The organism is Tessaracoccus pujii (assembly GCF_054483895.1).
The window spans coordinates 1,937,104-1,959,256 of sequence record NZ_CM137012.1 but is presented as its reverse complement, the minus strand read 5'-3'; the positions used below and the strand labels follow the sequence as shown (position 1 = coordinate 1,959,256).

The following is a 22,153-nucleotide window of genomic DNA, read 5'->3' as shown; positions in this document are numbered from 1 at the left end:
CGCCACCCCACCCCCCTCACGGTGCTGGGGGAGTGTTCTTGGCCGAACCTTGACCCGGGCTGAACCGTTCCCTGATCTGGAGGGTTGAGGATGGGATCGTGAACGAGATTCCGGCGCCAGCACCGCCGACCGCACCGACCCAGGTGGTCAACGTCACCCTGGTGACCACCCCCGCCTGTCACTTCTGCGACGACGCCCATCAACGCCTCAACGCTCTGGACCGTGCAGGATTGTTGCGGCTGACGGCAGTGCCGGCGGAGTCACCGCAAGGTGAGGCGCTGATCGCCGAGCACCGCCCTGGGAGTTTCCCGCTGACCCTGGTGGCGGGCAGGTACTTCCACGCCGGCCGCATTCCGCGAGGCAAGCTGGCGCGGCTCGTCGACCGCCTCGGTGCCCGCTGATGGGTGCCGACTTGCTCAGCGCGGGAGGGGTCCTGGCGGCGTTCCTCGCCGGCGGCGTCGCGCTGTTCGCCCCGTGCTGCATCGTCTTCCTTGCTCCCAGCTATCTGGCTGCGGCGGCGAAGAACCGCCGTTGGCGCCTGATCCCGCTGACCTTCGTGTTCGCCGCCGGACTGTCGGCGGTCCTGGTCCCGATCACCATGGGGGTCAGCCTGATCGCCGGCGCCATTGCCAAGTACCACGTGGTTCTCTACTGGGCCGGCGGCCTGTTGATGATCGGACTCGGCCTGTTGGCGTTGTCGGGGGCGATGTGGTCGATGCCGTCGTTCCTCCGGGCGCCTGACACCGCACGCGGTGACACTGCCACCTTCTTCAGCCTCGGCGTGTTTTCCGGCATCGCCTCCAGTTGCTGCGCGCCGGTCCTGGCGGGCGTGATGACCCTGTCGGCGCTGTCCGGCTCGCCCGTCGGTGGGCTGGTGCTCGGTCTGGCCTACGTGTTCGGGATGGTGATCCCGCTGTTCGTGATGGCACTGCTGTGGGACAAGCGACCCGAGCGGATGCGCAGCCTCCGCGCCAAGCCCATCCGGATCAACCTGGGCCGCTTCACGCTGGCCACCAACACCGTCAACCTGCTGGTCGCCGTCGGGTTCGTGATCATGGGCATCCTCGTGATCGGCCAAGCCGGCGCCACCGAGATGACCGGCGCCGACGCCCCGCTGGTCGGCATGGGCGCCTGGCTCTCCGAGGTCTTCGCCTGGCTGATCGCGATCACCGCCCCTATCCCCGAGGCCGTCCTCGGACTGGCACTGCTCGCACTGGTGGCCGTGTTCGTCATCGCCACCCTTCGCGACCGCCGACACGCCAAGCCCACCGCCGCCGTCCATGACTGCTGCGACACCCAACTCGCACCGACCCCCGCGCCCGAAGGAGCCAGCACTCCGACGACACTCTCCCTGGAGCCACGATGACCCCCACGAACCCCGCACCCTCACGGCGCGAGCAACTCAAAGCCCGCCAGGAGGCCGAGACGCGCCGCGACACGAAGCGCCGCACCTGGAGCCGGATCATCGGCGGAGTAGTGACCCTGATCGTCGTCGTCGTCGTCGGTTACGGGCTGTGGTCCGCCATCCCCGAGCAGGGCGACACCCAGCGCCTCGCACCCGACTTCACCCTCACCACCACAGCCGGCACCAGCGTCACTCTCAGCGACCTGCGACCCAACCCGGTGCTGATCTATTTCAACGAAGGCGCCGGCTGCGCATCCTGCACCATGCAGATGGCCGAGATCGAGAAGGATCCCGGCTTCGCCGAGGCGGGCATCGAGGTTTTGCCAATCGTCATGAACAGCGCCGAGCAGATCCTGCCCGACATGCAGCAGTTCGGCGTCACCACCCCCTATCTCCTCGACGACGGGACCGTGTCGAAGGCGTACGACGTCCTCGACAAGGGCATGCACCCCGGGATGCCCGGCCACGGCTTCGTCCTCATCGACGGCGATGGCGTCCAACGCTGGAATGGCAACTACCCCTCCATGTGGCTCGACCCGAAGGAACTCCTCGACGAGGTCACCACGCGCCTCCAGTGATGCCTTGGGGGTCCACCGGATCAGCCCTGCGGGCGTGGTGCGCTCCAGTTTTCGCGAGCACCTCTACGTGAGTTCGCCCGCTGGCTGATCGAGAGGCAGCCGTTGGTGTCCCGATCAGGGCTCTATGCCTGGCCGGCATCAGCCTGGCAGTCCCAGCCCTGTGTGGCGGCGCAAGTGCCTGTAGGTGTCTAGCTGGGTTGACGGGCAAGTCGGTCCCCTTCCTGCCGTCAGGGCTGCGAGTTCCTAGTAGCAGGGCCCAGCGGTCGTCGGACGCGTCAGCGCACTGGTAGCACTTGAGGAACTCTTTCATTTGGGCGATTCCTTTTCCAGCGCTTCGATGAGGTCCGTGCAGACGCGATGTTCACCTCCTCCTGGCGGAGCTACGCGGGGTAAAATCGATCCCTGGGCCGAGGCAGCAAGCTGGAACATCGCTGGATTCGCGGTCTTCGGTGTGGTGGCCTGGTGGCTGGGGCGCCGTCTTCGCATCGCCACGGTCACCCCCTGACCACGGTGAGCACCGTCCTGGCCATGTGGGTTGGGGTATCACCAGCCCGTGGCTCCGGAGGTGAGCCGGCGCCCGAAGCATGGGATCGGAGGTGCTGGCCAACGTGATGAGGGTTTCCTTCGGGTGCCCCATGTTCACAGGATGGTCCCGAATGTTGAGGCCCACTGTCGCAGGTAGGCAACGAGGATGGCCCACAGGCCGGTGACCATGGATATCCCAACCACAATGAGCAGCCCACCACCGGCACGCTGCAGGGCGCGTTGGTGGCGCTTGAGCCACTCGAAATGGGGAGCGAATGTGGTGAACGAAGCCGCGAAGGCGAGGAAGGGCAGGCCAAGGCCGATTGCGTACCAGAAGGCCAGCAGCCCGCCACGGGCGGCCGAGCCCTCGTTGAGGGCGAGGGTGAGAACCACAGACAGGGTGGGGCCGATGCAAGGGGTCCAGCCGAGGCCGAAGGCTATCCCGAGTAGGGGGGAGGCGAGGGCTCCGGCGCGGGCGGTTTGCGGGCGTCGCTGCGCGGGCAGGGGGATCCAGCCGAGGAAGCCCAGCCCCATCAGGATGATCAGGATTCCGGCAGCGATCGTGATGATGCGCTCGTAGGTGAGTAGGACGGCTCCGAGGCCACCCAGGAGGGCCCCTGTGAGGACGAAAACGACGGCGAACCCGAGCACGAATCCCAGGGTTCCCAGGAGCAGGAGTCGTCGGTTGCCGGTTCCTTGAGTGATCTCGTGGGCCCCAAGACCAGAGGCAAACGACAGGTAGCCTGGGAGCAGGGGCAAGACGCAGGGCGAGGCGAAAGAGATGACACCGGCGAGCATGGCGACAGGGATCCCCAGGAGCAGTGACGATGACATCGCTTGGCTTACCCAGGACTCGAGAGGGATCATTCCGCCGCCGTGACGTCTTCGATGATGCCGACCAACGTCGAGGCGGTGGTCTCACCGAGTATCCGTGCAGCGACCCGCCCTTCAGAATCGATGACCAAAGTACTGGGGATAGCCTTGGGTGGAAGCTGCCCGAACTCGAGCAGGAGCGCACCGTCGGGGTCGTAGATGTTGGGGTAGGGGATGTCGAAGGCCCGAACGAACGCCTGCGCCGGGGCCGGGTTGAGGTCGCGGGTGTTTATGCCGATGAACTGCACCCCCGGCAGTTGGGCGGCCGCTTCGACGAGGGCGGGTGCTTCAGACCGGCAGGGGGCGCACCATGATCCCCAAACGTTGAGCACCAGGAGTTGGCCCGGGAAGTCTGCAGTGGTCAGCGGTGCACCGTCCAAGGTTTCCCCGGCCAGCTCTGGGGCCGATCGCCGCTGCTCGGCAGGGACAATGGTCACTGAACCGTCACCTCCTTGAAAACCTGCTGAGTCAAACACTCCCGCCTGGCCCGATCCACTTGAGCAACCGGTCAGGATCATCACGGTGAGGACCAAGGCGAGGTGACTCACCCACCGGGCTGAGGGGTGGCGCCCTGACTGTCTCATGTCTGACCTTCCTTGATTCTCGGCGGTGGATGGGCGCCCTCGGGGAGGTGTGCGATGCCCGATCCTACGTCCTTCCGCCGTGTTCACGGCGTCGACTGCCAGCCTTCGTCGGGGCCAACCGGATTCCCATGAGCGTTGTTTCAGTGGTGTGAGTGGCGTTCCAGTGCGCTATGGGAGGGGGCTTCGATCTGGAAGGTGGAGTGTTCGACGCTGACGTCGAAGTGTTCGGCGACGCAGGTTTGGAGGTCCCGAAGCTTCTGGGAGACGTGGCCCTGGGCGAAGCAGGTTTCTTCGACGACGACGTGGGCTGTGAGGACCGGTAGCCCGGTGGCGATGGTGGAGGCGTGCAGGTCGTGCACCCCGATCACGTGCGGGACCTGGAGGATGTGTCCGCGGACGTCGTCGAGGTTCAGGCCTCTGGGGGTGGATTCGAGCAGGATCCCCCCGGCTTCCTTGAGGATCGTGATCGCGCGGGGGACGATCAGGGCGGCGATCAGCATCCCGGCGATGGCGTCGATCCGGGTCCATCCGGTGAGCGAGATGACGATCGCGCTGATAATGACCGCCACGGATCCGAGGGCGTCGTTGACCACTTCGAGGAACGCGGCACGCATGTTGAGGTTCGCGGCGCGGCCCGCGCCCAGGACAAGCATGGCGACGATGTTGCCGACGAGTCCGACGATCCCGAACACCAGCAGCCCGCCAGCGGTGACCTCTGCCGGGTCGAAGAGCCGACGGACCCCTTCGATGAAAGCGTAGATCCCGACGGCGAGGAGGATCGCGGACTGGGCGCCGGCGGCCAGCACCTCCGCGCGACGGTATCCCCAGGTCCGCTCCGGTGTGGGCGGCCGCAGGGCCAGGGAGGCGGCGATCAGTGCCATCAGCAGGCCGGAGGCGTCAGTGAGCATATGCCCGGCGTCGACGAGGAGGGCGAGGCTGTTGGTCCACCATGCGCCGATGACCTCGGCGATCAGGATGGTGGCGGTGATCCCGAACGCGATCGCCAGCCTGGTCCGGTTGGTCCCCGGATTCGCGTGGGTGTGGTCGTGGGTGTCGCTCATGCTGGGACCATCGCGGGTTCTGACCGACGGATAGGTGCGGTGATCGGGGACAGGGCGGTGCTGCGTCCTGCCCGGATGCCGTTGCCGATCACGAATACCTCCGCGACTTCGTGGACGAGGACGACGGCTGCCAACCCGAGTACTCCGAAGAGCCCGACTGGGATGAGGATCGTGATGAGTGCGATCGAGAGGATCACGTTCTGGAGCATGATGCGACGGGTACGTCGGGCGTGGTCCAGCGCGTGGGGGAGCAGCCGTAGGTCGTCGCCCATCAGCGCCACGTCGGCGGTCTCGATGGCCACGTCGGTGCCCATCGCCCCCATCGCGATGCCGAGGTCGGCGGTGGCGAGCGCGGGGGCGTCGTTGACGCCGTCGCCGACCATCGCTGTCGAGTGGCCTTCCCGGCGGAGCCGCTCGATGATCGCGGACTTGTCCTCGGGGCGCAGGTCGGCGTACACCTCGCTGATCCCGGCCTCCCGTGCGATGGCGCGCGCGGTTGCGCCGTTGTCGCCGGTGAGCATGACGATGGTGTAGCCGTCCGCGCGGAGTTGCGCGATGACTTCGGGGGCTTCTGGGCGTAGTTCGTCGCGGACGGCGATCGCTCCTACGGGGATGCCGTCGACTTCCACGATGACTGCGGTGGCGCCGGCGTCCTGCATGCGGGTCACGTGCGCGGTCAGTGGGCCGGGGTCGATCCAACCGGGGCGTCCCAGCCGGAGGCTGCGCCCGTCCATGCGGCCGGTGAGCCCGGATCCGACCTCGGCGGTCACCTCATCGGCTGCGCGCACGTCGTCGGCGGCTGCCAGGATTGCGCGGGCGAGCGGGTGTTCGCTTCGCGCCTCGAGCGCGGCGGCCAGGCCGAGTACTTCGGCTGGGCAGTAGCCGTCGGCGGGTGCGACGTCGGCGACGGCCGGCTGGTTGCGGGTCAGGGTGCCGGTCTTGTCCAGGGCGATGGTGCGGACCTTGCCGAGGCTCTCCAGTGCGGCGCCCCCCTTGATCAGGATCCCGCGACGGCTGGCCGCGCCGATGGACGCCACCGCGGTCACGGGAACGGAGATCGCCAGCGCACACGGGGAGGCGGCCACCACCATCACCAGGGCCCGCTGCAGCCACACCGCCGGTTCCCCGAGCAGGAAGCCCGCCATGACGGTCAGGGTGGCGGCGATCAGGATGCCCGGCACCAGGGGCGTGGCGATCCGGTCGGCCAGCCGCTGCGTGTCGCCCTTCCGGGACTGCTCGGCCTCCACGATGTGCACGATCCGGGCAAGAGAGTTGTCCCTGGCCGCGGCCGTGACCTCGACCTCGAGGACGCCGGAGCCGTTGACGGAACCGGCGAACACGGGGTCCCCTGGGCCCACCTCGACGGGCATCGATTCGCCGGTGATGGCGGAGGTGTCCACCGCCGTCCTGCCGGCCCGGATGTCACCGTCGGTGGCCACCCGCTCGCCCGGCTTCACGATCATCAGATCCCCGACCACCAGATCGTCGGGGCTCAGCACCACATCCCGACCGTTGCGCCTGATCGTCGCCTCACGCGGAACCAGACCCAGCAGCGCCCGCAACCCGCGTCTGGTCTTGGCCAGCGAGTAGTCCTCCAAACCTTCGGCCAGGGAGAACAGGAAGGCCAGCATCGCCGCCTCCTCGATCTGCCCCAGAGCAGTTGCGCCGACTGCGCCGATGGTCATCAGGAGCCCGACCCCGACCTTGCCGCGCGCCAGCCTCTTCAACGCTCCGGGCACGAACGTCGACGCCCCCACCAGAAGCGCCGCGACGCTCAACACCAGCTCGGCAACCTCCCAGCCCAGCAGTCCGGAGACGAAGCCGGCCAGCAGCAGCACCCCAGAGGCCAGCCCGAACTGGATGTCGCGGACCTGCCACAGATGCTCCACCGCGTCGTCATCATCACTGCTGGCGCCTGCGGGTGCCTCGCAGCCGCACGCGCTCTCGGTGTTTGCGGTGTTCCCGTGTTCGCGTCCGCTGATCGCTGGCCTGTTCATCGCTGGGCCTCCGCCCCGTGGGCCTTCAACAGATCGGGGGAGGGGTTCGTGGTGGTGCCGACCCCATAGTTCGGACACAGCGCCACAGCCTGCCCGCTCGACTCAAGCAGGCGCTCCGCAGCCGCCAAGACGGCCAGCAACTCCGGGGCGCCCACCAGCGAGAAGACCGACGCGCGACCCTCCGGCCGCGACGACACGAGGCCGCACTCGCGCAGACACGCCAGGTGGGCGCTCACCGTCGACTGCGCCAACCCGAGATGGGCTGTCAGATCACGCACCCGATGCTCGCCCAACGTCAAGTGTTGCAGGATCGCCAGCCGCGAAGGATCGGACAAGCCGTGGAAGAAGGCAGCGGCCACCGACAGATCCCCGACCGCGGATCCATCCTTAACCGTCGTTGTTATCGTCATGTGACGATGATACCAGACGAGGATCGTGTCACTTTCGCCCGCCTCGTGATCTTCTTGATCTGATCTTGACTAAGCGTGTGACTGGCGCATTCAGCGATTGCGGCATTCTGGTTGGACGACCTGTCCGAAACCGTGCCGCGCTCAGTCGCGGAGACCTCGACTTCCTTGAAGACACATAGCTCCTGGAGACACCCATGCGCCGCCATCATCTGACCATTCGTATCGCTGTGCCGCTCGCCGCCGTCTTGGCGCTGTCGGCTTGCTCAACCCCGGAGGTTGCCGAGACCCCGCGAGATTCCGTGTCGACGGCGGCGCCGAGCGTCGCGGCGGGGGACGCGGGGGCGTTGCTTGCGGCGCACGGGTTGGTGGGGAAGAGCGGCGCCGAGGTCGTGGAGGCGCTCGACCGGCTCGACGCTCAGCGCCCGCTGCCGCTGGCCGCGTCGGTGCGCTACGACGAGGTACTGCTCAGCGACGGCACCATCGAGGCCTCGATGCCCCTCGACGGTGATGAGTTCTACCTGTCGATCGCGCCGTACGAGACCACCACTCATGAGTGCTACTTCCACAACCTCGGCACCTGCCGAGGGGAATTGGCTGAGGCGGACGTGAAGGTGACGATCACCACCGATTCAGGTGAGGTGCTCGTCGACGAGGACGCGACCACCTACGCCAACGGCTTCGTCGGTTTCTGGATCCCCAAGGACCTCGCGGGCGTCGTCGTCGTCACCAAGGACGGGAAGCGCGCCGAGAGCCGCTTCTCCTCCGACGCTGAGGGCCCCACCTGCCTGACCACCTTGCAGCTTCTATAGTCCTGGGGGTGAGCCCGCCGTGGACGCGCCTGGGGCCATCCCTGACCGTTGGTGAGGTGGTGACAGTGAGGGTTGGTTTCATCGCTCGTCGCGTCCTGATGCGGCGTTGCGGGCCTCGAGTCAGCGGGATCCCCGCCCGGGCTGTGGTCTCCTTCATGTCGGTGCCGGTCGATCCGGCCGATAAGACCACTGTCCCGCGACAATGTAGATCCGTTCAACTATCCCCTCCGCTTTTGATCAAGAAGTCTGAGGGCCTGGGTCCCACGATTCAGAGTGGGGCTTGGGCAGGCGATCGGCGGCGAAATCCTGGTGCTTGGCTCAGCGCTCGTCGGTGTCTTGTCGCATCTGGTGAGGAAGTGCTCGCCGCGTGCGGGGTAGGTGCGTGGACTCGGGTGAGCCTACTCTTCACCAGGGCCAACTCCCGGACGGGCCTGGCCTGAGCTTTCTGGTCGTAGCCACCTGTATCCCAAGCCAGAAGCAGGCGCCTCCTGTCCCTCCACCATGCTGAGCCACTCCACGGGTGGATCAAGGCTCAGGGAGTTGGTGTTGCTAGTTCCGCCTGCCTTCAGTGGCGGGTTCGCCGGGAACCGCTGGCAGGGAGGGTGATCGTGAATCGGGCGCCGGTGCCGGGGCCGGCGCTGTCGGCGGTGAGGGTCCCGTGGTGGGCCTCGACGATGGCGCGGGCGATGGTCAGCCCGAGGCCGCTGCCGGGGCTGTCGGCAGCTTTCGCGAAGCGGCGGAAGATCTGCCCTGTTTCGGCGGGGGTGAGGCCGAGGCCGTTGTCGGTCACCGTGATGACCGCCGAGTCCCCGGACGGGCTGGGCCGACCGGCGATGGTGACGGTGCCGCCGGCCGGGGTGCAGCGGAGCGCGTTGTCGAGCAGGCTGCCGAGGACTTCCTGGATTCGTTCGGGGTCGACCAGCACGCGAGGGGTGCTGTCAGCGAGTGAGGCGTCGATCCGGACGCCGGCGGACCGGTAGCGCTCCGAATGCGCGGCAACGGCCGCGTGGATCATGGTGGGGACAGGAACGGGTTCGGCGCTGAGGAGCAGTTGACGTTCCTCGGCGCGGGAGACCACCTCGAGGTCGGCGACCAGGCGTCGGAGCCGCGCGCTCTGGGCGGCAAGGGTGTCCCAGGTTTGGTGATCGGCGGGCAGTACATCGTCTCGGACGGCCTCGATGGTGGCTTCGATGGAGGCGATGGGGGTGCGGAGCTGGTGGGCCAGGTCGGCGGTGAGTGCGCGGCGGGTGGTCTCGGTGGCCTGGAGTCGCTCGGCCAGCTCGTTGACCGACGCGGCGAGGGTGGCGAACTCGGGGCCCATGCGGGGATCGAGCACCCGGGCGTCCAGGTCTCCGTGCGCCAGTCGACGGCTGGTGTCTGCGGCATCCCGCACGGGAGCGGCGAGCCGGCGGGCCACGACCCAGCTGATGGTGGCGGCCGTGAACGCTGCGGCGGCGACGCCGATCCCCACGGCCACGAGGACGGCGTCCTGGATCGCCATCAGGATGTGTTGCAGGGCCTCCGAGTCGGCGGCGACGCCCGCCCTGTCCAGGTGGAGCTGGAACACCGACGGGGTGACGAGGAGCACTACGACGAGCACGGTGCCGGCGCCGGCCAGGATGACGAGCAGGTTGTTGAGCAGGAGCCGGGGGGCCAGGGCGAGTCGTGCCAGTCGCGGATCCTTTCGGTGGGCGGTCATCCCGGGCCCATCCGGTAGCCGACCCCGCGGATGGTCAGGACGTAGCGGGCGTCGCGGGGGTCGTCGCCGAGCTTGCGACGGAGGTGGCCGACGTGGATGTCGACGAGGTGCTCGTCGCTCGCGGCGGAGCCCGTCGTGTCGTTCCAGACGCGGTCGAGCAACTGTTGTCGGGTGAACACGATGCGGGGACTCCCGCTCAAGGCCTCGAGCAGGTCGTACTCCGTGCGCGTCAACGCCACCAGTGAGCCCGCGACGCGCGCTTCGCGCGCCGGAACGTCCACTGTCAGGTCCCCGAAGACACGTGCCTCAGGGGCTTCCTGTGCCGTGGTGTCGGCTGGGGTGCGTGGCCGCCGGAGCAGCGTTCTGACCCGCGCCACCAGTGCGCGGGCCGAGAAGGGTTTGGTGACGTAGTCGTCGGCTCCCACCGCAAGCCCGATGAGCATGTCCACCTCGTCGGCGCGCGCAGTCAACATCAGGACGTAGCAGCTGCTGAACGTCCGCAGCTGCCGGCATACCTCGACGCCGTCGATGCCGGGCAGTCCCAGGTCGAGCACAACCACGTCAGGCTCTGACTCCCGCGCCATTGCCAGCGCCGTCTCGCCGTCGCCGGCGGTGCGCACGGAGAACCCCTCCTTGGTCAGGTAGCCCTCCACCACCCTGACCAGGCTGGGTTCGTCGTCAACCACCAGGATGCTCGGCTGCTTGGCAGAACCCACGCTCAAGCGTCCTCCTCCCCGACGAACCGGCCGTGCCACGTGTGGTACCAGACCGCCCCAGTGGTGGCGTTGACCGACAGCATGCCCACCGTCGTACCGCCCGAGGCGGTGTCGAGGGTGTAGTACCCCGGATACTCCATGGCCATCCCTGCCGCCGTCTCACCGGCGGCATTGGTCTGCAGCCAGCCGTCGGCGATCGCAACGGCCTCATCAGCGGACATGGCCGCGGTCCGGCTGCCGGTGTTCCACATCATGGCCGGCCCGTACTCGGTGGACACCGCACCGGTGGCCGGGTCCACGAGCACCTCGGTGGTGGCCTCACCGGAGGCGTCCCTCAACTCGACGTAGAAGTTGGTGGTGAACTGCATCACCTCGCCCGGTATGAGCCCACTGACCGCCGCAGCCTGCGTCGCGCGAGCCCTTGCCTGGGTGATGGTGTCGACCCGGACGCCGTCGCCGGCCAGCCACACCCCGCCGCCCATCATGGAGCCGCTCATCATGGAGCCGCCCCCGGCGCCCATCATTCCGCCCGACGGTCCGACCCACCCGCGACCGTTGGCTCCCATCATCGGACCATGCCCGTTCCAGTTCGGCGCGACACCGGCAGCGCCAGGGTAAGGGCGAGCACCTCCCCAAGCGGCCAAGACCACCGAGGCTATGAACAGCACGCTCGCGACCACCAACACCAGCCACGCCAGCCAGCGTGGGCCGGCCTGAGTCAGGCCCCGCCCAGTCATCGGCGTTCACCCCGGGCCGAGGCCAGCGCAGCCCGCTGCACCTGATACGTCTCGACGTCAACCTCGCCGCGGGCGAACCGACGATCCAGGATCTCCTCCGGTGTCTCCGGCCCGGGCTGCATGCCGCCACCGTTGGGGCGCGTCGGCAAGAGCCTGGTCACCGCCCACACCACCAGACCAATCAGCACCGCCCACAGCAGCACCATGCCGACCATGCCGCCCCACCCCATACCGCCAAAACCGCCGTAACCCATCATGTCTATCCTCCTGGACCGAGTGGGTGGTCCCGTGACCACCCGATGCAACAAGCTTGACCGTCACGTGTAAGGATCCTCGCGCCTGCGGAGTAAAGATTCCCTCTACATCCATCCATGCATCGGTTCCACCCCCAATGTCGGATGTGGAACTGCGGGCCGAGAAGCGGCTGCCATTTCGAGGACCGCCCCGTCGATCAGGATGGAGGGTCGCCCAGCCGGGTCAGTGCTCCGCGTGGCCGCCCTCGGCTCCGGTGGCGTAGTCGGGGACGGTGACGCTGGTAGTGGCGGGCCCGGGCGTAGGCGATTGAGGGCTGTAGCTGATGCCGTTTGGCTTGTCGCCCACAGACACAGTCGAGACGGTCTGGTTGGTCGACAGGTCGATCACGGAGACCGTGTCGTCATAGAGGTTGGTCACCCAGGCCCGCTGCCCGGTCGGTTCGACAACCACCCCGTGCGGGCCAGCCCCCGCGGCGATGGTGTCCTCGATGGTCATGGAGGCCGAGTCGATCACGGACACGGTACTGCCAGGGGCGCCCTCGGTTCCCTGGTCGGCCGACAGCAAGCGGGTCCCGTCCGCGGTCAGGTACAGCTGGACCGGCGGCGACGGAACCGACACCGATCCCGTGACCTTCTGCTCCACCAGGTCGACCTTCACCACAGAACTGGACCCGACCAGGCTCACGTAGGCGTACCGCCCGTCCGGTGCGACAGCGACCTGCGGAGGGGAGTCCCCGACCGGGATCGTCGCGGTGACTTCATAGGTGTCAGTGTCGACCACGTCGACAGTGCCCGCTGTGGTGTTGGCCACGACCACCGCCGCACCGTCCGGGGTGGGACGCAGGCCGTGCGGCCCGGCACTGAGGTCAACGGTGGCCCGGAGCTCCAGCGACTCGGCGTCGTAGACGCTCAGCGTGTCATCCCCCGAGTTGGTGACAAGGACCTGCTCACCATCAGGACTAACGACCACATGCGCAGGGCTCACACCGGTCGGAGCGGTCCCCAACAGCTCATACGTCGCGGCATCCAGCGCCACCACAGCGTTGGCGTGACCACTGACAGCCCAGACCGTGCCACCATCAGGGCTCACCTGAACATTGTGAGGACTCTCGATCCCGCTCACCGTGGTCACCACGACACCGGTGTCCGCGTCGATGGCCGACAAGGAATCACCGTCCTCGTTGGCAACCCACACCGTGCCCCGGATCGCCATCGGCTCCTGAGGTCCGGTGCCTCCCTCACCGGCAGCGCCCTCGTCGCTCTGCGTAGCGGCGGCACTGCTCAACGGCGCAGCCGAACCAGCAGCCGGTGCATCCTGCCCACAGGCAGTCAGCGTCAAGGCGGCCATCACAAGAACGGTGAGGAACAGGGGGCGGCGCAGACCGCCATGGCGAACGAACACGGATTTCTCCTAAGAACATGTAGAAATGTAGGACCACTATGACGCCCCAGTCGTCTGCCTTCGATGCTCATCCGGTCAAGGTTCCGTCAAGGACACATCGCCTACCCGGGGAAGTCGGGGAAGTCCCGCGAAGCATTGGTTCTCGCGCTGGGCGGTGGCAAGCCGCTCCACCTCTGACGCCGCAGATCGACCCGCGTATTACATCGGATCACCCAGAGAATCCGGTGAGCGTCGGCTGCCGACGGCGACAGCAGCTCGTCTCCTGCGACGACGTGCCGCTGCCGCCGCGCGAGTGGAGTCACGACCGCCGCGGCCTGAGTTCCGCGCGTGGTGTGAACCTGCCGACCTCTGAAACCACGATCTGCAGCTGATGGCCCAGTGTGGCCACGCAGGTCGCTGGACCCCAGGACGGTCACAGTCACACCCAGGCCGGTTGGCGCGTCGGGGTTCGCGCCCCACTCCCTGCGGGCGGCATTCGTCACGTAGGCCGGGAAACGTGACGCCACCTCACCGCAAGATCGCCGCCAGACCCGCCTGGGTTCCATCGGCATCAACACCCGAGGACGCCTGGGAGGAACACACCGCCACCCAACTCCCTGATGTGCAAGGTCGTGCCCTGCGGTGCTCAAGCCGTCGAATGTCAACCCGGGTCGGGCTCCGAGGCTCGGCCACGGACACTCGCCGACCTCACTCTCATGCTTGATATGTGGGTGATCTTCTGATTGACCGGCGCCTCTGTGGTGTGTCGGCGGACACGGAAAAATGCCCAGTGACGGTCATGTAGTTGCCCGCTGGCGGTCATGAAATCTGCCCGGTGGTGGCCATGGGATCTGCCCGACACGACATCCGTTGCCTGCCGCGTCCGCGGTCGGCGTCCCTTCCTCGAGTGCGATGAGTGGTGCTGAAGCACTGTTCGTCACCCGGGAAGGGACATCTTGAAGTCTGCCGAGGAAATCATGGAAATCTTGGATGCTTACGATCTGACCGGGTCGTTGCGTGACACCGCCGAGTTGGTGGGGTGTTCCCATCACACGGTGAAACGCTATGTGGAGGCCCGCGACAAGCTGGGTGGCCCGCCGTCGGGGACGGCCCGCCGGCCGCAGTTGATCGACGACTACCTGGAGAAGGTCGAGGAGTGGGTCGAGCGGTCGAAGGGGAAGGTCCGCGCCGACAGGGTCCACCAGAAGCTGGAGTGGCTGGGCTACACCGGCTCGGAGCGCACCACCCGCCGAGCGGTCGCGGCCGCGAAGACCGCGTTCCGGGTCGGGAACCGCCGGGTTCATCGGCCGTGGGTGACCGAGCCCGGGATGTGGTTGCAGTACGACTACGGCGACGGGCCGTTGATCGACGGGGTCAAGACGGTCCTGTTCGTCGCCTGGGTCGCGTGGTCGAGATTCCGGGTGGTGCTGCCGCTGCGGGACAAGACCCTGCCCTCGGTGTTCGCCGCCTTGGATGTCACGTTCCGCCGGATCGGGGGCGTCCCGACGTATGTGTTGACCGACAACGAGAAGACCGTCACCAGTGAGCACATCGCCGGGATCCCGGTCCGGAACCAGCAGCTGGTCGCCTTCGCCTCGCATTATGCGGTGACGGTTCACACATGTGTTCCGGCGGACCCGGCGAGCAAGGGCGGCACCGAATCATCGGTGAAGCTCGCGAAGGCCGACCTGGTGCCCACCGACGCCAACCTGCGCGACGCCTACGACACGTTCGCCGACCTCGAAGCCGCCTGCGAGGCGTTCTGCGACTTGGTCAACGCCCGCCCGCATCGGGTCACCCGCCGGGCCCCGGCCGAGATGCTGGCCGAGGAACGCCCACGGTTGCATCCTGTCGCCGCGGCGCCGTTCACGGTCGCGTTCGGGACCACGAGGGTGGTGCCGGACAACACGCCGATGGTGAACTTCGAACACGGCCAGTACTCCGTCCCTCACCGGCTCTGCGGCGAGACGGTCTGGGTCCGCGTCCACGGCCGCGGCGCGGATGAGCAGATCGTGATCTGCCACCTCGACGACGCGGGCCCGGTCGAGGTCGCCCGCCACCGACGCGCCACCCCAGGCACGCCGATGCTTGAGGGGCTGCATTTCCCGCCCGCCCCGGCCGGGGCCCTGGAGCGGTCACCCAGGGCGAAGACGGTCGCTGACACCGAGTTCCTCGCCCTCGGTGAAGGGGCGCGGATCTGGCTGGTCGAGGCCGCTCACGCGGGCACCGGGAAGATGCGGGTCAAGATGGCCGCCGCGGTCCAGCTGGCACGCCTGTTCAACCCCGCCGACGTCGACTGGGCCTTGGGGCATGCCGCCGTCCACGGCCGCTTCGCCGAGGCCGACCTCGCCTCCATCCTCGACCACCACCGCAGCCGACCCCACCCCCAACAGCTGCAGGCCAGCGAGGACCAGTCCCTGACCCAAGGCACCCGCGGCTGGGCCACCTACGGCACCAACCCCGCCCAGGAGATCGCCTCATGACCGCACCGAAGGTCGCCGTCCCCGTCGCGGGAGTCCCGGTCGCCCCGCCGCTACCGGCCGATCTGGAAGGCCTGCTGCGCCGGATGCGGTTGCCCTACATGCGGGCCCAGGCACCTGACATCCTCGCCACCGCCCGAGCGCAACGCTGGGACCCCGCCGAAATCATCAAGGCCCTCCTCATCGAAGAGGTCACCGGAAGGGAACGCTCCGCGCTCGCCACCCGCCGCACCGCCGCCGGGTTCCCCACCGGGAAAACCTTCGACGCCTGGCAGCCGACCGCCTCATCGATCCCGGCCCCCACCCAACAAGCACTCCGGACCCTGGAATGGGTCGGTCGGCGGGAGAACCTCGTCGTCTGCGGCCCCTCCGGCACCGGGAAGACGTTCTTCCTCGAAGCACTCGGCCAACACGCCGTCGAACAAGGACTACGCGTCGCCTGGTTCACCCTCGAAGACCTCGGCCTCCTGCTGCGCCGGCACCGCGCCGACGACACCGTGTCGAAAGCCATCGCCCGGATCCTGCGCGCCGACGTCGTCGTCGTCGATGACATCGGCCTGCTGCCCGTGTCCCACGACGCCGCCGAGGGCCTCTACCGCTTGGTCGACGCCGCCTACGAGAAACGCTCCGTCGCGATCAGCTCCAACCTCCACCCCGCCGGCTTCGACGAACTCATGCCCAAAACGCTGGCCACCGCCACCGTCGACCGGCTCCTCCACCACGCCCACGTCTGCCAAACCAGCGGCGACAGCGTCCGCCTCACCCAAGCACTCGCCGGCCGGGGGGTGACCCCCTTGCACTAACCACGCCCTCGACCGAGGTGGATGGCCAACAACCCCCTGGGGCAGATCCCATGGCCACCACCGGGCACTTCTCGTGACCGCTACCGGGCAGGTTTCATGTCCGCCTCCGGGCAGAAACCAGTGGCCCTTGACAGTGGTGGGGGTGTCAGGATCGGGTGGAGGTGCCCTCAATGTCGCTGTTGCCGTGTTTGCTCCCTGCTGCTGATCGGGTGACGGGGGCGCCGCCGGGCAGCTTCGGTGACCCGTTGCTGGATGCCTATCTGGAGTTCCTGGTGGCTCGGGTGCGCCCGAACTCTGTGCTTGCTGCCTGGTATGACCTGAAGGTCTTCTTCGGCGTCGTGGGGAAGCCGGTGGTTGCGGTGACCCCGGCGGACGTGTTCGGGAGAGGAGAGTTGCTGGCCGATCCGATCCCCGACACCGTCGCCGCCTTACTCGCCGCCGCCGGCGGCACCATCAGTATGGCGACCATCGCACCGGAACTCCCGGGCGCCATGGATGCGATTCAGGTGTTGCTCGCCAACGGCTGCCTTCCGGCCATCGGTCATACCGCCGCCAGCTACAACATCACCAAGGCCGCCATCGAGGTGGGCGCTACAGGGGTCACCCACATCTTCAGCGCGATGTCACCGCTGGGCCACCGCGACCCTGGGCCGATCCTGGCGTTCCTGGACGACTCGCGGACCACGGTCGAGTTGATCTTCGATGGCATCCACGTGAGTCCCGCACTGGCGGCCTACCCGATGCGCCTGCTGCCGAACCGGGTCGTCCTGATCACCGATGCCATGGCGGCCGCCGGGGCCCCGGACGGCGATTACCAGCTGGGCGCTCTGCCGGTCGAGGTCAGCGATCGGGTGGCTCGACTGACCGGACTCGACACCATCGCCGGCAGCACCCTCACCCTCGACAGGGCGGTACGCAACGCCGTCGCCTACGGAATCCCGCTTGCCCAAGCGGTCCGCAGCGCCACCATCCTTCCCGCCGAGTACCCTCAACCTCCACAACGTCGGAAGAGTCGCAGCAGGAGCCAGAGCCGACCTGGTCGCCCTCGACGACGACGCGAACGTCACCAGGGTCATGTACGGCGGAACCTGGCAGTAGCGCCCACCGGCATGGCACCCCCGCCAGATTGACTTCCATCGATTCGACTAGGCTAGAGTTCACATCGACGGTCTTCGATGTGTCTTCGAGAGGAAATCATGGTCAATATCCGAGTTTTCGAGCCAGCGTTGTGCTGCAACACCGGGGTGTGTGGTGAGGACGTGGACCAGGCGTTGGTGAACTTCTCCGCCGACCTGGACTACGTGAAGCAACAGGGCGTCGACATCACCCGGCACAACCTGGCCAACGACCCGACGGCGTTCGTGGAGAGCCCAGCGGTGATGAGCTTCCTTCAGGCGGCCGGATCGGAGGGGCTTCCCCTGGTCCTGGTTGACGACGTGACCGTGCTGACCGGCAGTTACCCCACGCGTGAGATGCTCGCCCGCTACGCGGGCCTTGGCACACCCACTCTTCGTCCGCGTTTCAGCTTGGCCACCGTGGGTGGCGGCTCCTGCTGCGGCGGCGGCGGTTGCTGAGGCTGTGGACATGAAATTCCTCAGCAGTCCCACGCGCTTCCTCTTCTTCACCGGCAAGGGCGGCGTGGGCAAGACCTCGATCGCGTGCGCCTCGGCGGTGCAGCTCGCCGAAGCCGGACGTCGCGTGCTTCTGGTGAGCACCGACCCGGCGTCCAACGTCGGTCAGGTTTTCGGCCAGACGATCGGCAACACCATCACGGCAGTGACGTCGGTCCCCGGCCTGGACGCCCTGGAGATCGACCCCGAACAGGCCGCCGCCGACTACCGTGAGCGAATCATCGGCCCCGTTCGAGCCTTCCTGCCCGCACGTGAGATCGCCGAGATGACCGAACAGCTGTCCGGATCATGCACCACCGAGATCGCATCGTTCAACGAGTTCACCGGACTGCTGGCCGACCCGACGCTGGTCGCCGACTACGACCACGTCCTGTTCGACACCGCCCCCACCGGTCACACCATCCGGCTCCTGAAGCTGCCCGGCGACTGGACCGGCTTCCTCGACACAGGCAAGGGTGACGCCTCCTGCCTGGGCCCCCTGTCCGGACTGGAGAAGCAACGCACCCTCTACGGCGGAGCGGTGACGGCACTGGCCGATCCTTCGGTCACCCGCCTGGTGCTGGTCGCCAGGGCGCAGGCCTCCAGCCTTGCCGAGCTCGCCCGGACCGCCGAGGAACTGAGCGAGACCGGCATCAAGCCCAGCAACGTGGTGATCAACGGGGTGCTCCCCGATACCGCTGGAGCCGACGACAGCCTGGTCGTCGCCATCCGGGAACGGGAGCAGGCCGCCGTCGCCGACATGCCGGCCTCGTTGGCGGGGGTCCCTCGCGATGTCATCGAACTCAAGCCCGACAACATGGTCGGCCTCGCCGCGCTCCGGTCATTGTTCGACGGCTCAACGACGCTTCCGATGGACTCAGTCAGCTACTTGCGTGAGGACATCGCCCCCTCGTTGAACGACATGGTCGACGACCTTGCCGCCCCCGGGCATGGGCTCATCATGTGCATGGGCAAGGGCGGCGTCGGGAAGACCACCATCGCCGCGGCGGTCGCCACCCGCCTCGCCGAGTTGGGCCACGAGGTCCACCTCACCACCACCGATCCTGCCGGGCGCCTGGCACACACCATGGGGGAAGGTGACGCGCTACCCACCCTCACCATGTCGCAGGTCAATCCCGCTCAGGCAGTCCAGGAGTACCGCGATCACGTCATGGCCACCAAGGGCAAAGACCTTGATGAGGCTGGCCGGGCCCTCTTGGCCGAGGACCTGCTGTCCCCCTGCACCGAGGAGGTCGCGGTCTTCAAGCAGTTCTCCCGACTGGTCAACCAAGCGCGTCGCACGTTCGTCGTGATGGACACCGCGCCCACCGGCCACACCCTGCTGCTCATGGACGCCGCCGGCTCCTATCACCGCGAGATCGCCCGCAACATGCCCGAAGGCGCCCACTACGCCACCCCCATGATGCGACTCCAGGACCCCGACTACACCAGGATCCTGCTCGTCACGCTGCCGGAGACCACGCCCGTCCTCGAGGCGGGCATCCTCGAGGACGACCTGAAGCGGGCCGGCATCCAGCCCTGGGCCTGGGTGATCAACCAGTCGCTTGCCGCCGCCACCACCACATCACCCCTGCTCCGTCACCGGGCAATCCAGGAACAAGGACCTGTCGACTCCGTACGGGCCCGCGCCAAGCGGCTCGCCATCGTCCCCCTGCTGCACGAGGAACCCATCGGACCCAAGCGGCTCGCCCGCCTGGCCTCCTAGGAAACCACGGCGCACGGCCCAGTCTTCGACCGCATCACACCGACCCACCACGAGGAGCCCTGACCACATGCTGAATCCAACCCTCCAGGCGCCGGCTGACGCCGAAGCCGAGGTGCACGCCGCCGCTAGAGCGTTCGGTGCGGCGCTGAAGTCCAGCAACGAGTTCACCGCCCTGCTGGCCGCCGACGAGGCCGTCTCCACCGACGCCGAGGCGAACGCCGCAATTGCCGCGTTCGAACAACTCCAGCAGGAGTTTCGGGCGGAGATCACGGTGGGAGTCCTGACCGACGCCCACCGCGCGGACCTGGAGCGCAGCCAGGAAGCGATGCTCAGCGTCCCGACGGTTGCCGCCTACGCGGCGGCCATGTCAGCGTTCCAGGATGTGTGTCGCGACACGGCATCCGTCGTGACCGCTGAGGTCGGCATCGACTTTGCCGCCAACAGCCGCTCCGGCGGCTGCTGCGGCTGACAGGAGAAGGCAATCATGCTGACCCCCGATCTCCACGACGCTGCCCTGACGTTCGGCCGCGCACTCCGCCAAGCCCCCGCCGTAGCCGCCTACCGGGCCGCAACCGACGCCTTGGCCGACGACCTTGAGGCGCAACAGACCATGATGGCCCTCCGTGGCCCGCAGGCCAGTCTCGTACGGACGCAACAGGCCGGACTGCCACCGAGCCAGGAACAGGTCAACCAGCTGCGCCGCAGCCAGGAGAAGGTCCGGGCCAACGAGGTCATCATGAACCACCTGCGGGCCACCAACGCCGTCAAGGCCTACCTGCCCACGGTGGCTCGTGAGGTGAGTGGTGCACTCGGCGCGGACTACCCGAGCCTGATCGCACCAGCCTCCGGCTGCTGAACTCGCCAACCGCTGCCCTCGTGGTTCACGAACGGCCATGTCGTCGAGGGCGAGGAGCGGCGCCGCAAGGGTGTCCACGCCAACGCGGCGATGTGGACGGACCCGACCCTGAAGAACACCTGCCTGATCGGCCCTGTGGGGGGAAGCGTCAGCTTCTACGACACCAGCGTGACACTGAAGCCGGCCTAGAAGGCTGTCCCAGGGCTGCGGGCATTCTTTGGTCGGTTGCGAATGGGGGTATGGTTCGTATCGATAGCCGTCGATGTGCAAGGGGAGGACCTGATGGATCTCGCGGCCGCTGACACGTCGGTGAAGCCTTCCCCCATTGAGCGGGCTAGGCCTACCGTCCTCTTCGTGTGCGTCCACAACGCCGGCAAATCGCAGATCGCCGCCGCAATCATGCGGCAGGGCGCAGGTGAGCGCGTCAACGTCAGATCAGCAGGAACTGCACCGGACGCGCAGGTGCACGACCTGTCCGCGTCTGCGGTCGCGGAACTCGGCGCGGACATGTCCGACCAGGTTCCGACCCGGCTCGAACCAGAGATGCTGACCGACGCAGACCGCATCATCGTGCTTGGAAGCGAGGCCCGTGTGGAGGCCGTCGAGGGCATGCGCGCAACGATCGACACCTGGGTCATCCCGGACCCCGCAGATCAGGGTATCGAGGGGCTAGATCGCGTCCGGCTGATGCGAGACGACATCGCGGAGCGGGTCCACGACCTCCTTGATGAGATGGGCATGACCGGAGGGAACCCGCTCCAGGGCCAGGTGGCGAACTCCTCCAGCCGCAACGAACCAGCACGCAGTACGAGAAAGCTCTCGACATGATCCGTACCCTGCCCCTCCTCGAGTGCGCTCCCGCCAGCAATGACGCACTCATGTCGGCTACCGACGCGGAGCGGCTGGCCGCCGTGCTCAAAGTGCTCGCAGATCCAGTCAGGCTCAGGTTGCTCCGATTGGTTGCAGACTCCCCAGACACCACGGCCTGCGCCTGCCACCTGCCCGACGCACTCGGCATCTCTCAGCCAACCCTGTCCCACCACCTCAAGAAGCTGGTCGAATCCGGACTTCTCGAACGAGACCAGCGTGGCCGCTGGGTGCACTACCAACTCCGCGCAGGAGCGCTCGGGCCTATAGCGGAGTTCGTGTCGAGCTGCGAGCAATGAGCAAGCCCGCCGTCTCCAGTCACCTTCTTGGCCCGAATGGGAGCCGACGGGTGGCTTGATCGATCAGGAAGGGCTGATCAGCGGCAGGGAAGCTGACGCAAACCATCGGCCCGGCAATTTCGGGAGGCGTCCCTCCTGATGGGCGAGGACTCGGCGGCGGCTCGGGCCGGCCAGCCGGTCGGGTCCGGATACTGCCGACCTGTTCGCATGCTCGGGCACGGGGAGTTAGATGTTTCATGAGCCCCACGGCTGCTGATCCTCTGCGCGGACTCCCCGCGCGGCCTCATCCTGTCCGTCGCGAGCGTGTTCATGGCATCCGCACATCTGATGACTGTCGCCCCCGCAGCGACGCGAGAGCCCCCGCCTGCGGCAGCCAGGGTTCATGCCTCGGCAGCCGGGGCAGGATCACTGGTCCTGCTTCTCCTGAAGCAGGCTGAGCCTCTCGAGATACCCCTCGCGCGGGATGTAGCCATCGGCGAGACT

Annotated in this window: 23 protein-coding genes; 13 read left to right on the top strand and 10 right to left on the bottom strand. The window is 67.5% G+C overall.

All coding sequences use genetic code 11. The features are described 5' to 3' along the window. Positions 1–98 precede the first annotated feature (98 nt). From ACX1D0_RS09545 to ACX1D0_RS09535, 3 genes are read left to right on the top strand one after another with little or no spacing between them, the layout of a single operon-like run. Positions 99–401: a glutaredoxin gene (locus ACX1D0_RS09545; protein WP_459017661.1), complete on the top strand. Its 303-nt coding sequence runs from the start codon at positions 99–101 to the stop codon at positions 399–401. Continuing rightward, positions 401–1,366, top strand: coding sequence for a cytochrome c biogenesis CcdA family protein (locus ACX1D0_RS09540; protein ID WP_458993598.1), 966 nt, complete (start codon positions 401–403; stop codon positions 1,364–1,366). Before ACX1D0_RS09545 ends, ACX1D0_RS09540 begins: the two co-directional genes overlap by 1 nt. Then, on the top strand, positions 1,363–1,983 hold the full coding sequence (locus ACX1D0_RS09535; protein WP_458993599.1) for a peroxiredoxin family protein: 621 nt from the start codon (positions 1,363–1,365) through the stop codon (positions 1,981–1,983). The genes ACX1D0_RS09540 and ACX1D0_RS09535 overlap by 4 nt, the downstream gene beginning before the upstream one ends. Positions 1,984–2,622: 639 nt before the next feature. On the opposite strand, the gene ACX1D0_RS09530 is transcribed toward ACX1D0_RS09535, so the two are convergent. The 5 genes from ACX1D0_RS09530 to ACX1D0_RS09510 all read right to left on the bottom strand — a co-directional run bounded on the left by ACX1D0_RS09530 (position 2,623) and on the right by ACX1D0_RS09510 (position 7,433). Continuing rightward, entirely contained in the window at positions 2,623–3,342 is a 720-nt protein-coding gene (locus ACX1D0_RS09530) for a cytochrome c biogenesis CcdA family protein (RefSeq protein WP_459017660.1), read from the bottom strand. 29 nt (positions 3,343–3,371) lie between these two features. Further along, on the bottom strand, positions 3,372–3,965 hold the full coding sequence (locus ACX1D0_RS09525; RefSeq protein WP_073186929.1) for a TlpA family protein disulfide reductase: 594 nt from the start codon (positions 3,963–3,965) through the stop codon (positions 3,372–3,374). Between the two features lie 140 nt (positions 3,966–4,105). Continuing rightward, on the bottom strand, positions 4,106–5,026 hold the full coding sequence (locus tag ACX1D0_RS09520; protein WP_459017659.1) for a cation diffusion facilitator family transporter: 921 nt from the start codon (positions 5,024–5,026) through the stop codon (positions 4,106–4,108). Next, on the bottom strand, positions 5,023–7,023 hold the full coding sequence (locus ACX1D0_RS09515) for a heavy metal translocating P-type ATPase (RefSeq protein ID WP_459017658.1): 2,001 nt from the start codon (positions 7,021–7,023) through the stop codon (positions 5,023–5,025). The genes ACX1D0_RS09520 and ACX1D0_RS09515 overlap by 4 nt, the downstream gene beginning before the upstream one ends. Further along, a complete protein-coding gene (locus ACX1D0_RS09510; protein WP_459017657.1) occupies positions 7,020–7,433 on the bottom strand; it encodes an ArsR/SmtB family transcription factor in 414 nt (137 codons plus the stop codon). Before ACX1D0_RS09510 ends, ACX1D0_RS09515 begins: the two co-directional genes overlap by 4 nt. Positions 7,434–7,627: 194 nt before the next feature. On the opposite strand from ACX1D0_RS09510, the gene ACX1D0_RS09505 reads away from it, so the two are divergent. Then, positions 7,628–8,242: a CueP family metal-binding protein gene (locus ACX1D0_RS09505; protein WP_182782063.1), complete on the top strand. Its 615-nt coding sequence runs from the start codon at positions 7,628–7,630 to the stop codon at positions 8,240–8,242. A gap of 565 nt (positions 8,243–8,807) precedes the next feature. On the opposite strand, the gene ACX1D0_RS09500 is transcribed toward ACX1D0_RS09505, so the two are convergent. From ACX1D0_RS09500 to ACX1D0_RS09480, 5 genes are all read right to left on the bottom strand, one after another. Continuing rightward, on the bottom strand, positions 8,808–9,941 hold the full coding sequence (locus ACX1D0_RS09500) for a HAMP domain-containing sensor histidine kinase (RefSeq protein WP_459017656.1): 1,134 nt from the start codon (positions 9,939–9,941) through the stop codon (positions 8,808–8,810). Then, complete coding sequence (locus ACX1D0_RS09495) at positions 9,938–10,657, bottom strand: response regulator (protein ID WP_459020435.1); 720 nt, start codon at positions 10,655–10,657, stop codon at positions 9,938–9,940. Before ACX1D0_RS09495 ends, ACX1D0_RS09500 begins: the two co-directional genes overlap by 4 nt. Before the next feature lie 2 nt (positions 10,658–10,659). Next, positions 10,660–11,226, bottom strand: coding sequence for a hypothetical protein (locus ACX1D0_RS09490; protein ID WP_459017655.1), 567 nt, complete (start codon positions 11,224–11,226; stop codon positions 10,660–10,662). A 164-nt stretch (positions 11,227–11,390) separates the two neighbouring features. Continuing rightward, positions 11,391–11,651 (bottom strand): SHOCT domain-containing protein, encoded by a 261-nt coding sequence (locus tag ACX1D0_RS09485; protein ID WP_459017654.1) that lies wholly within the window; start codon positions 11,649–11,651, stop codon positions 11,391–11,393. Positions 11,652–11,871: 220 nt separating this feature from the next. Continuing rightward, positions 11,872–13,050 carry a YVTN family beta-propeller repeat protein gene (locus tag ACX1D0_RS09480; RefSeq protein WP_459017653.1) on the bottom strand — a complete coding sequence of 393 codons (1,179 nt, stop codon included), beginning with the start codon at positions 13,048–13,050 and terminating at the stop codon, positions 11,872–11,874. 935 nt (positions 13,051–13,985) lie between these two features. Between ACX1D0_RS09480 and istA the strand changes: the two genes are divergently transcribed. From istA to ACX1D0_RS09435, 9 genes are all read left to right on the top strand, one after another. After that, a complete protein-coding gene (istA, locus tag ACX1D0_RS09475; RefSeq protein WP_459017652.1) occupies positions 13,986–15,512 on the top strand; it encodes an IS21 family transposase in 1,527 nt (508 codons plus the stop codon). Then, positions 15,509–16,312: an IS21-like element helper ATPase IstB gene (istB, locus tag ACX1D0_RS09470; RefSeq protein ID WP_459017651.1), complete on the top strand. Its 804-nt coding sequence runs from the start codon at positions 15,509–15,511 to the stop codon at positions 16,310–16,312. The genes istA and istB overlap by 4 nt, the downstream gene beginning before the upstream one ends. A 170-nt stretch (positions 16,313–16,482) precedes the next feature. Then, positions 16,483–17,442 carry a hypothetical protein gene (locus tag ACX1D0_RS09465; RefSeq protein ID WP_459017650.1) on the top strand — a complete coding sequence of 320 codons (960 nt, stop codon included), beginning with the start codon at positions 16,483–16,485 and terminating at the stop codon, positions 17,440–17,442. Between the two features lie 66 nt (positions 17,443–17,508). Next, positions 17,509–17,886, top strand: a complete 378-nt coding sequence (arsD, locus tag ACX1D0_RS09460) for an arsenite efflux transporter metallochaperone ArsD (RefSeq protein ID WP_182782071.1) — start codon at positions 17,509–17,511, stop codon at positions 17,884–17,886. A 10-nt stretch (positions 17,887–17,896) separates the two neighbouring features. Further along, positions 17,897–19,648, top strand: coding sequence for an arsenical pump-driving ATPase (arsA, locus tag ACX1D0_RS09455; RefSeq protein ID WP_459017649.1), 1,752 nt, complete (start codon positions 17,897–17,899; stop codon positions 19,646–19,648). Positions 19,649–19,715: 67 nt separating this feature from the next. Continuing rightward, complete coding sequence (locus tag ACX1D0_RS09450; protein WP_182782073.1) at positions 19,716–20,117, top strand: YlbF family regulator; 402 nt, start codon at positions 19,716–19,718, stop codon at positions 20,115–20,117. Positions 20,118–20,132: 15 nt separating this feature from the next. After that, positions 20,133–20,504: a YlbF family regulator gene (locus tag ACX1D0_RS09445; protein WP_182799174.1), complete on the top strand. Its 372-nt coding sequence runs from the start codon at positions 20,133–20,135 to the stop codon at positions 20,502–20,504. A gap of 282 nt (positions 20,505–20,786) precedes the next feature. Then, positions 20,787–21,332: an arsenate-mycothiol transferase ArsC gene (locus ACX1D0_RS09440; RefSeq protein WP_182782075.1), complete on the top strand. Its 546-nt coding sequence runs from the start codon at positions 20,787–20,789 to the stop codon at positions 21,330–21,332. Further along, on the top strand, positions 21,329–21,670 hold the full coding sequence (locus ACX1D0_RS09435) for an ArsR/SmtB family transcription factor (RefSeq protein ID WP_459017648.1): 342 nt from the start codon (positions 21,329–21,331) through the stop codon (positions 21,668–21,670). Before ACX1D0_RS09440 ends, ACX1D0_RS09435 begins: the two co-directional genes overlap by 4 nt. Positions 21,671–22,153 lie beyond the last annotated feature (483 nt).

Bases quoted from the DNA above. Each gene is read 5' to 3' on its own strand.
- ACX1D0_RS09540 (WP_458993598.1), top strand. From the start codon at position 401: ATGGGTGCCGACTTGCTCAGCGCGGGAGGGGTCCTGGCGGCGTTCCTC.
- ACX1D0_RS09535 (WP_458993599.1), top strand. From the start codon at position 1,363: ATGACCCCCACGAACCCCGCACCCTCACGGCGCGAGCAACTCAAAGCC.
- ACX1D0_RS09530 (WP_459017660.1), bottom strand. From the start codon at position 3,342: ATGTCATCGTCACTGCTCCTGGGGATCCCTGTCGCCATGCTCGCCGGT.
- ACX1D0_RS09525 (WP_073186929.1), bottom strand. From the start codon at position 3,965: ATGAGACAGTCAGGGCGCCACCCCTCAGCCCGGTGGGTGAGTCACCTC.
- ACX1D0_RS09520 (WP_459017659.1), bottom strand. From the start codon at position 5,026: ATGAGCGACACCCACGACCACACCCACGCGAATCCGGGGACCAACCGG.
- ACX1D0_RS09515 (WP_459017658.1), bottom strand. From the start codon at position 7,023: ATGAACAGGCCAGCGATCAGCGGACGCGAACACGGGAACACCGCAAAC.
- ACX1D0_RS09510 (WP_459017657.1), bottom strand. From the start codon at position 7,433: ATGACGATAACAACGACGGTTAAGGATGGATCCGCGGTCGGGGATCTG.
- ACX1D0_RS09505 (WP_182782063.1), top strand. From the start codon at position 7,628: ATGCGCCGCCATCATCTGACCATTCGTATCGCTGTGCCGCTCGCCGCC.
- ACX1D0_RS09500 (WP_459017656.1), bottom strand. From the start codon at position 9,941: ATGACCGCCCACCGAAAGGATCCGCGACTGGCACGACTCGCCCTGGCC.
- ACX1D0_RS09490 (WP_459017655.1), bottom strand. From the start codon at position 11,226: ATGATGGGAGCCAACGGTCGCGGGTGGGTCGGACCGTCGGGCGGAATG.
- ACX1D0_RS09485 (WP_459017654.1), bottom strand. From the start codon at position 11,651: ATGATGGGTTACGGCGGTTTTGGCGGTATGGGGTGGGGCGGCATGGTC.
- istB (WP_459017651.1), top strand. From the start codon at position 15,509: ATGACCGCACCGAAGGTCGCCGTCCCCGTCGCGGGAGTCCCGGTCGCC.
- ACX1D0_RS09465 (WP_459017650.1), top strand. From the start codon at position 16,483: ATGTCGCTGTTGCCGTGTTTGCTCCCTGCTGCTGATCGGGTGACGGGG.
- arsD (WP_182782071.1), top strand. From the start codon at position 17,509: ATGGTCAATATCCGAGTTTTCGAGCCAGCGTTGTGCTGCAACACCGGG.
- arsA (WP_459017649.1), top strand. From the start codon at position 17,897: ATGAAATTCCTCAGCAGTCCCACGCGCTTCCTCTTCTTCACCGGCAAG.
- ACX1D0_RS09450 (WP_182782073.1), top strand. From the start codon at position 19,716: ATGCTGAATCCAACCCTCCAGGCGCCGGCTGACGCCGAAGCCGAGGTG.
- ACX1D0_RS09445 (WP_182799174.1), top strand. From the start codon at position 20,133: ATGCTGACCCCCGATCTCCACGACGCTGCCCTGACGTTCGGCCGCGCA.
- ACX1D0_RS09440 (WP_182782075.1), top strand. From the start codon at position 20,787: ATGGATCTCGCGGCCGCTGACACGTCGGTGAAGCCTTCCCCCATTGAG.
- ACX1D0_RS09435 (WP_459017648.1), top strand. From the start codon at position 21,329: ATGATCCGTACCCTGCCCCTCCTCGAGTGCGCTCCCGCCAGCAATGAC.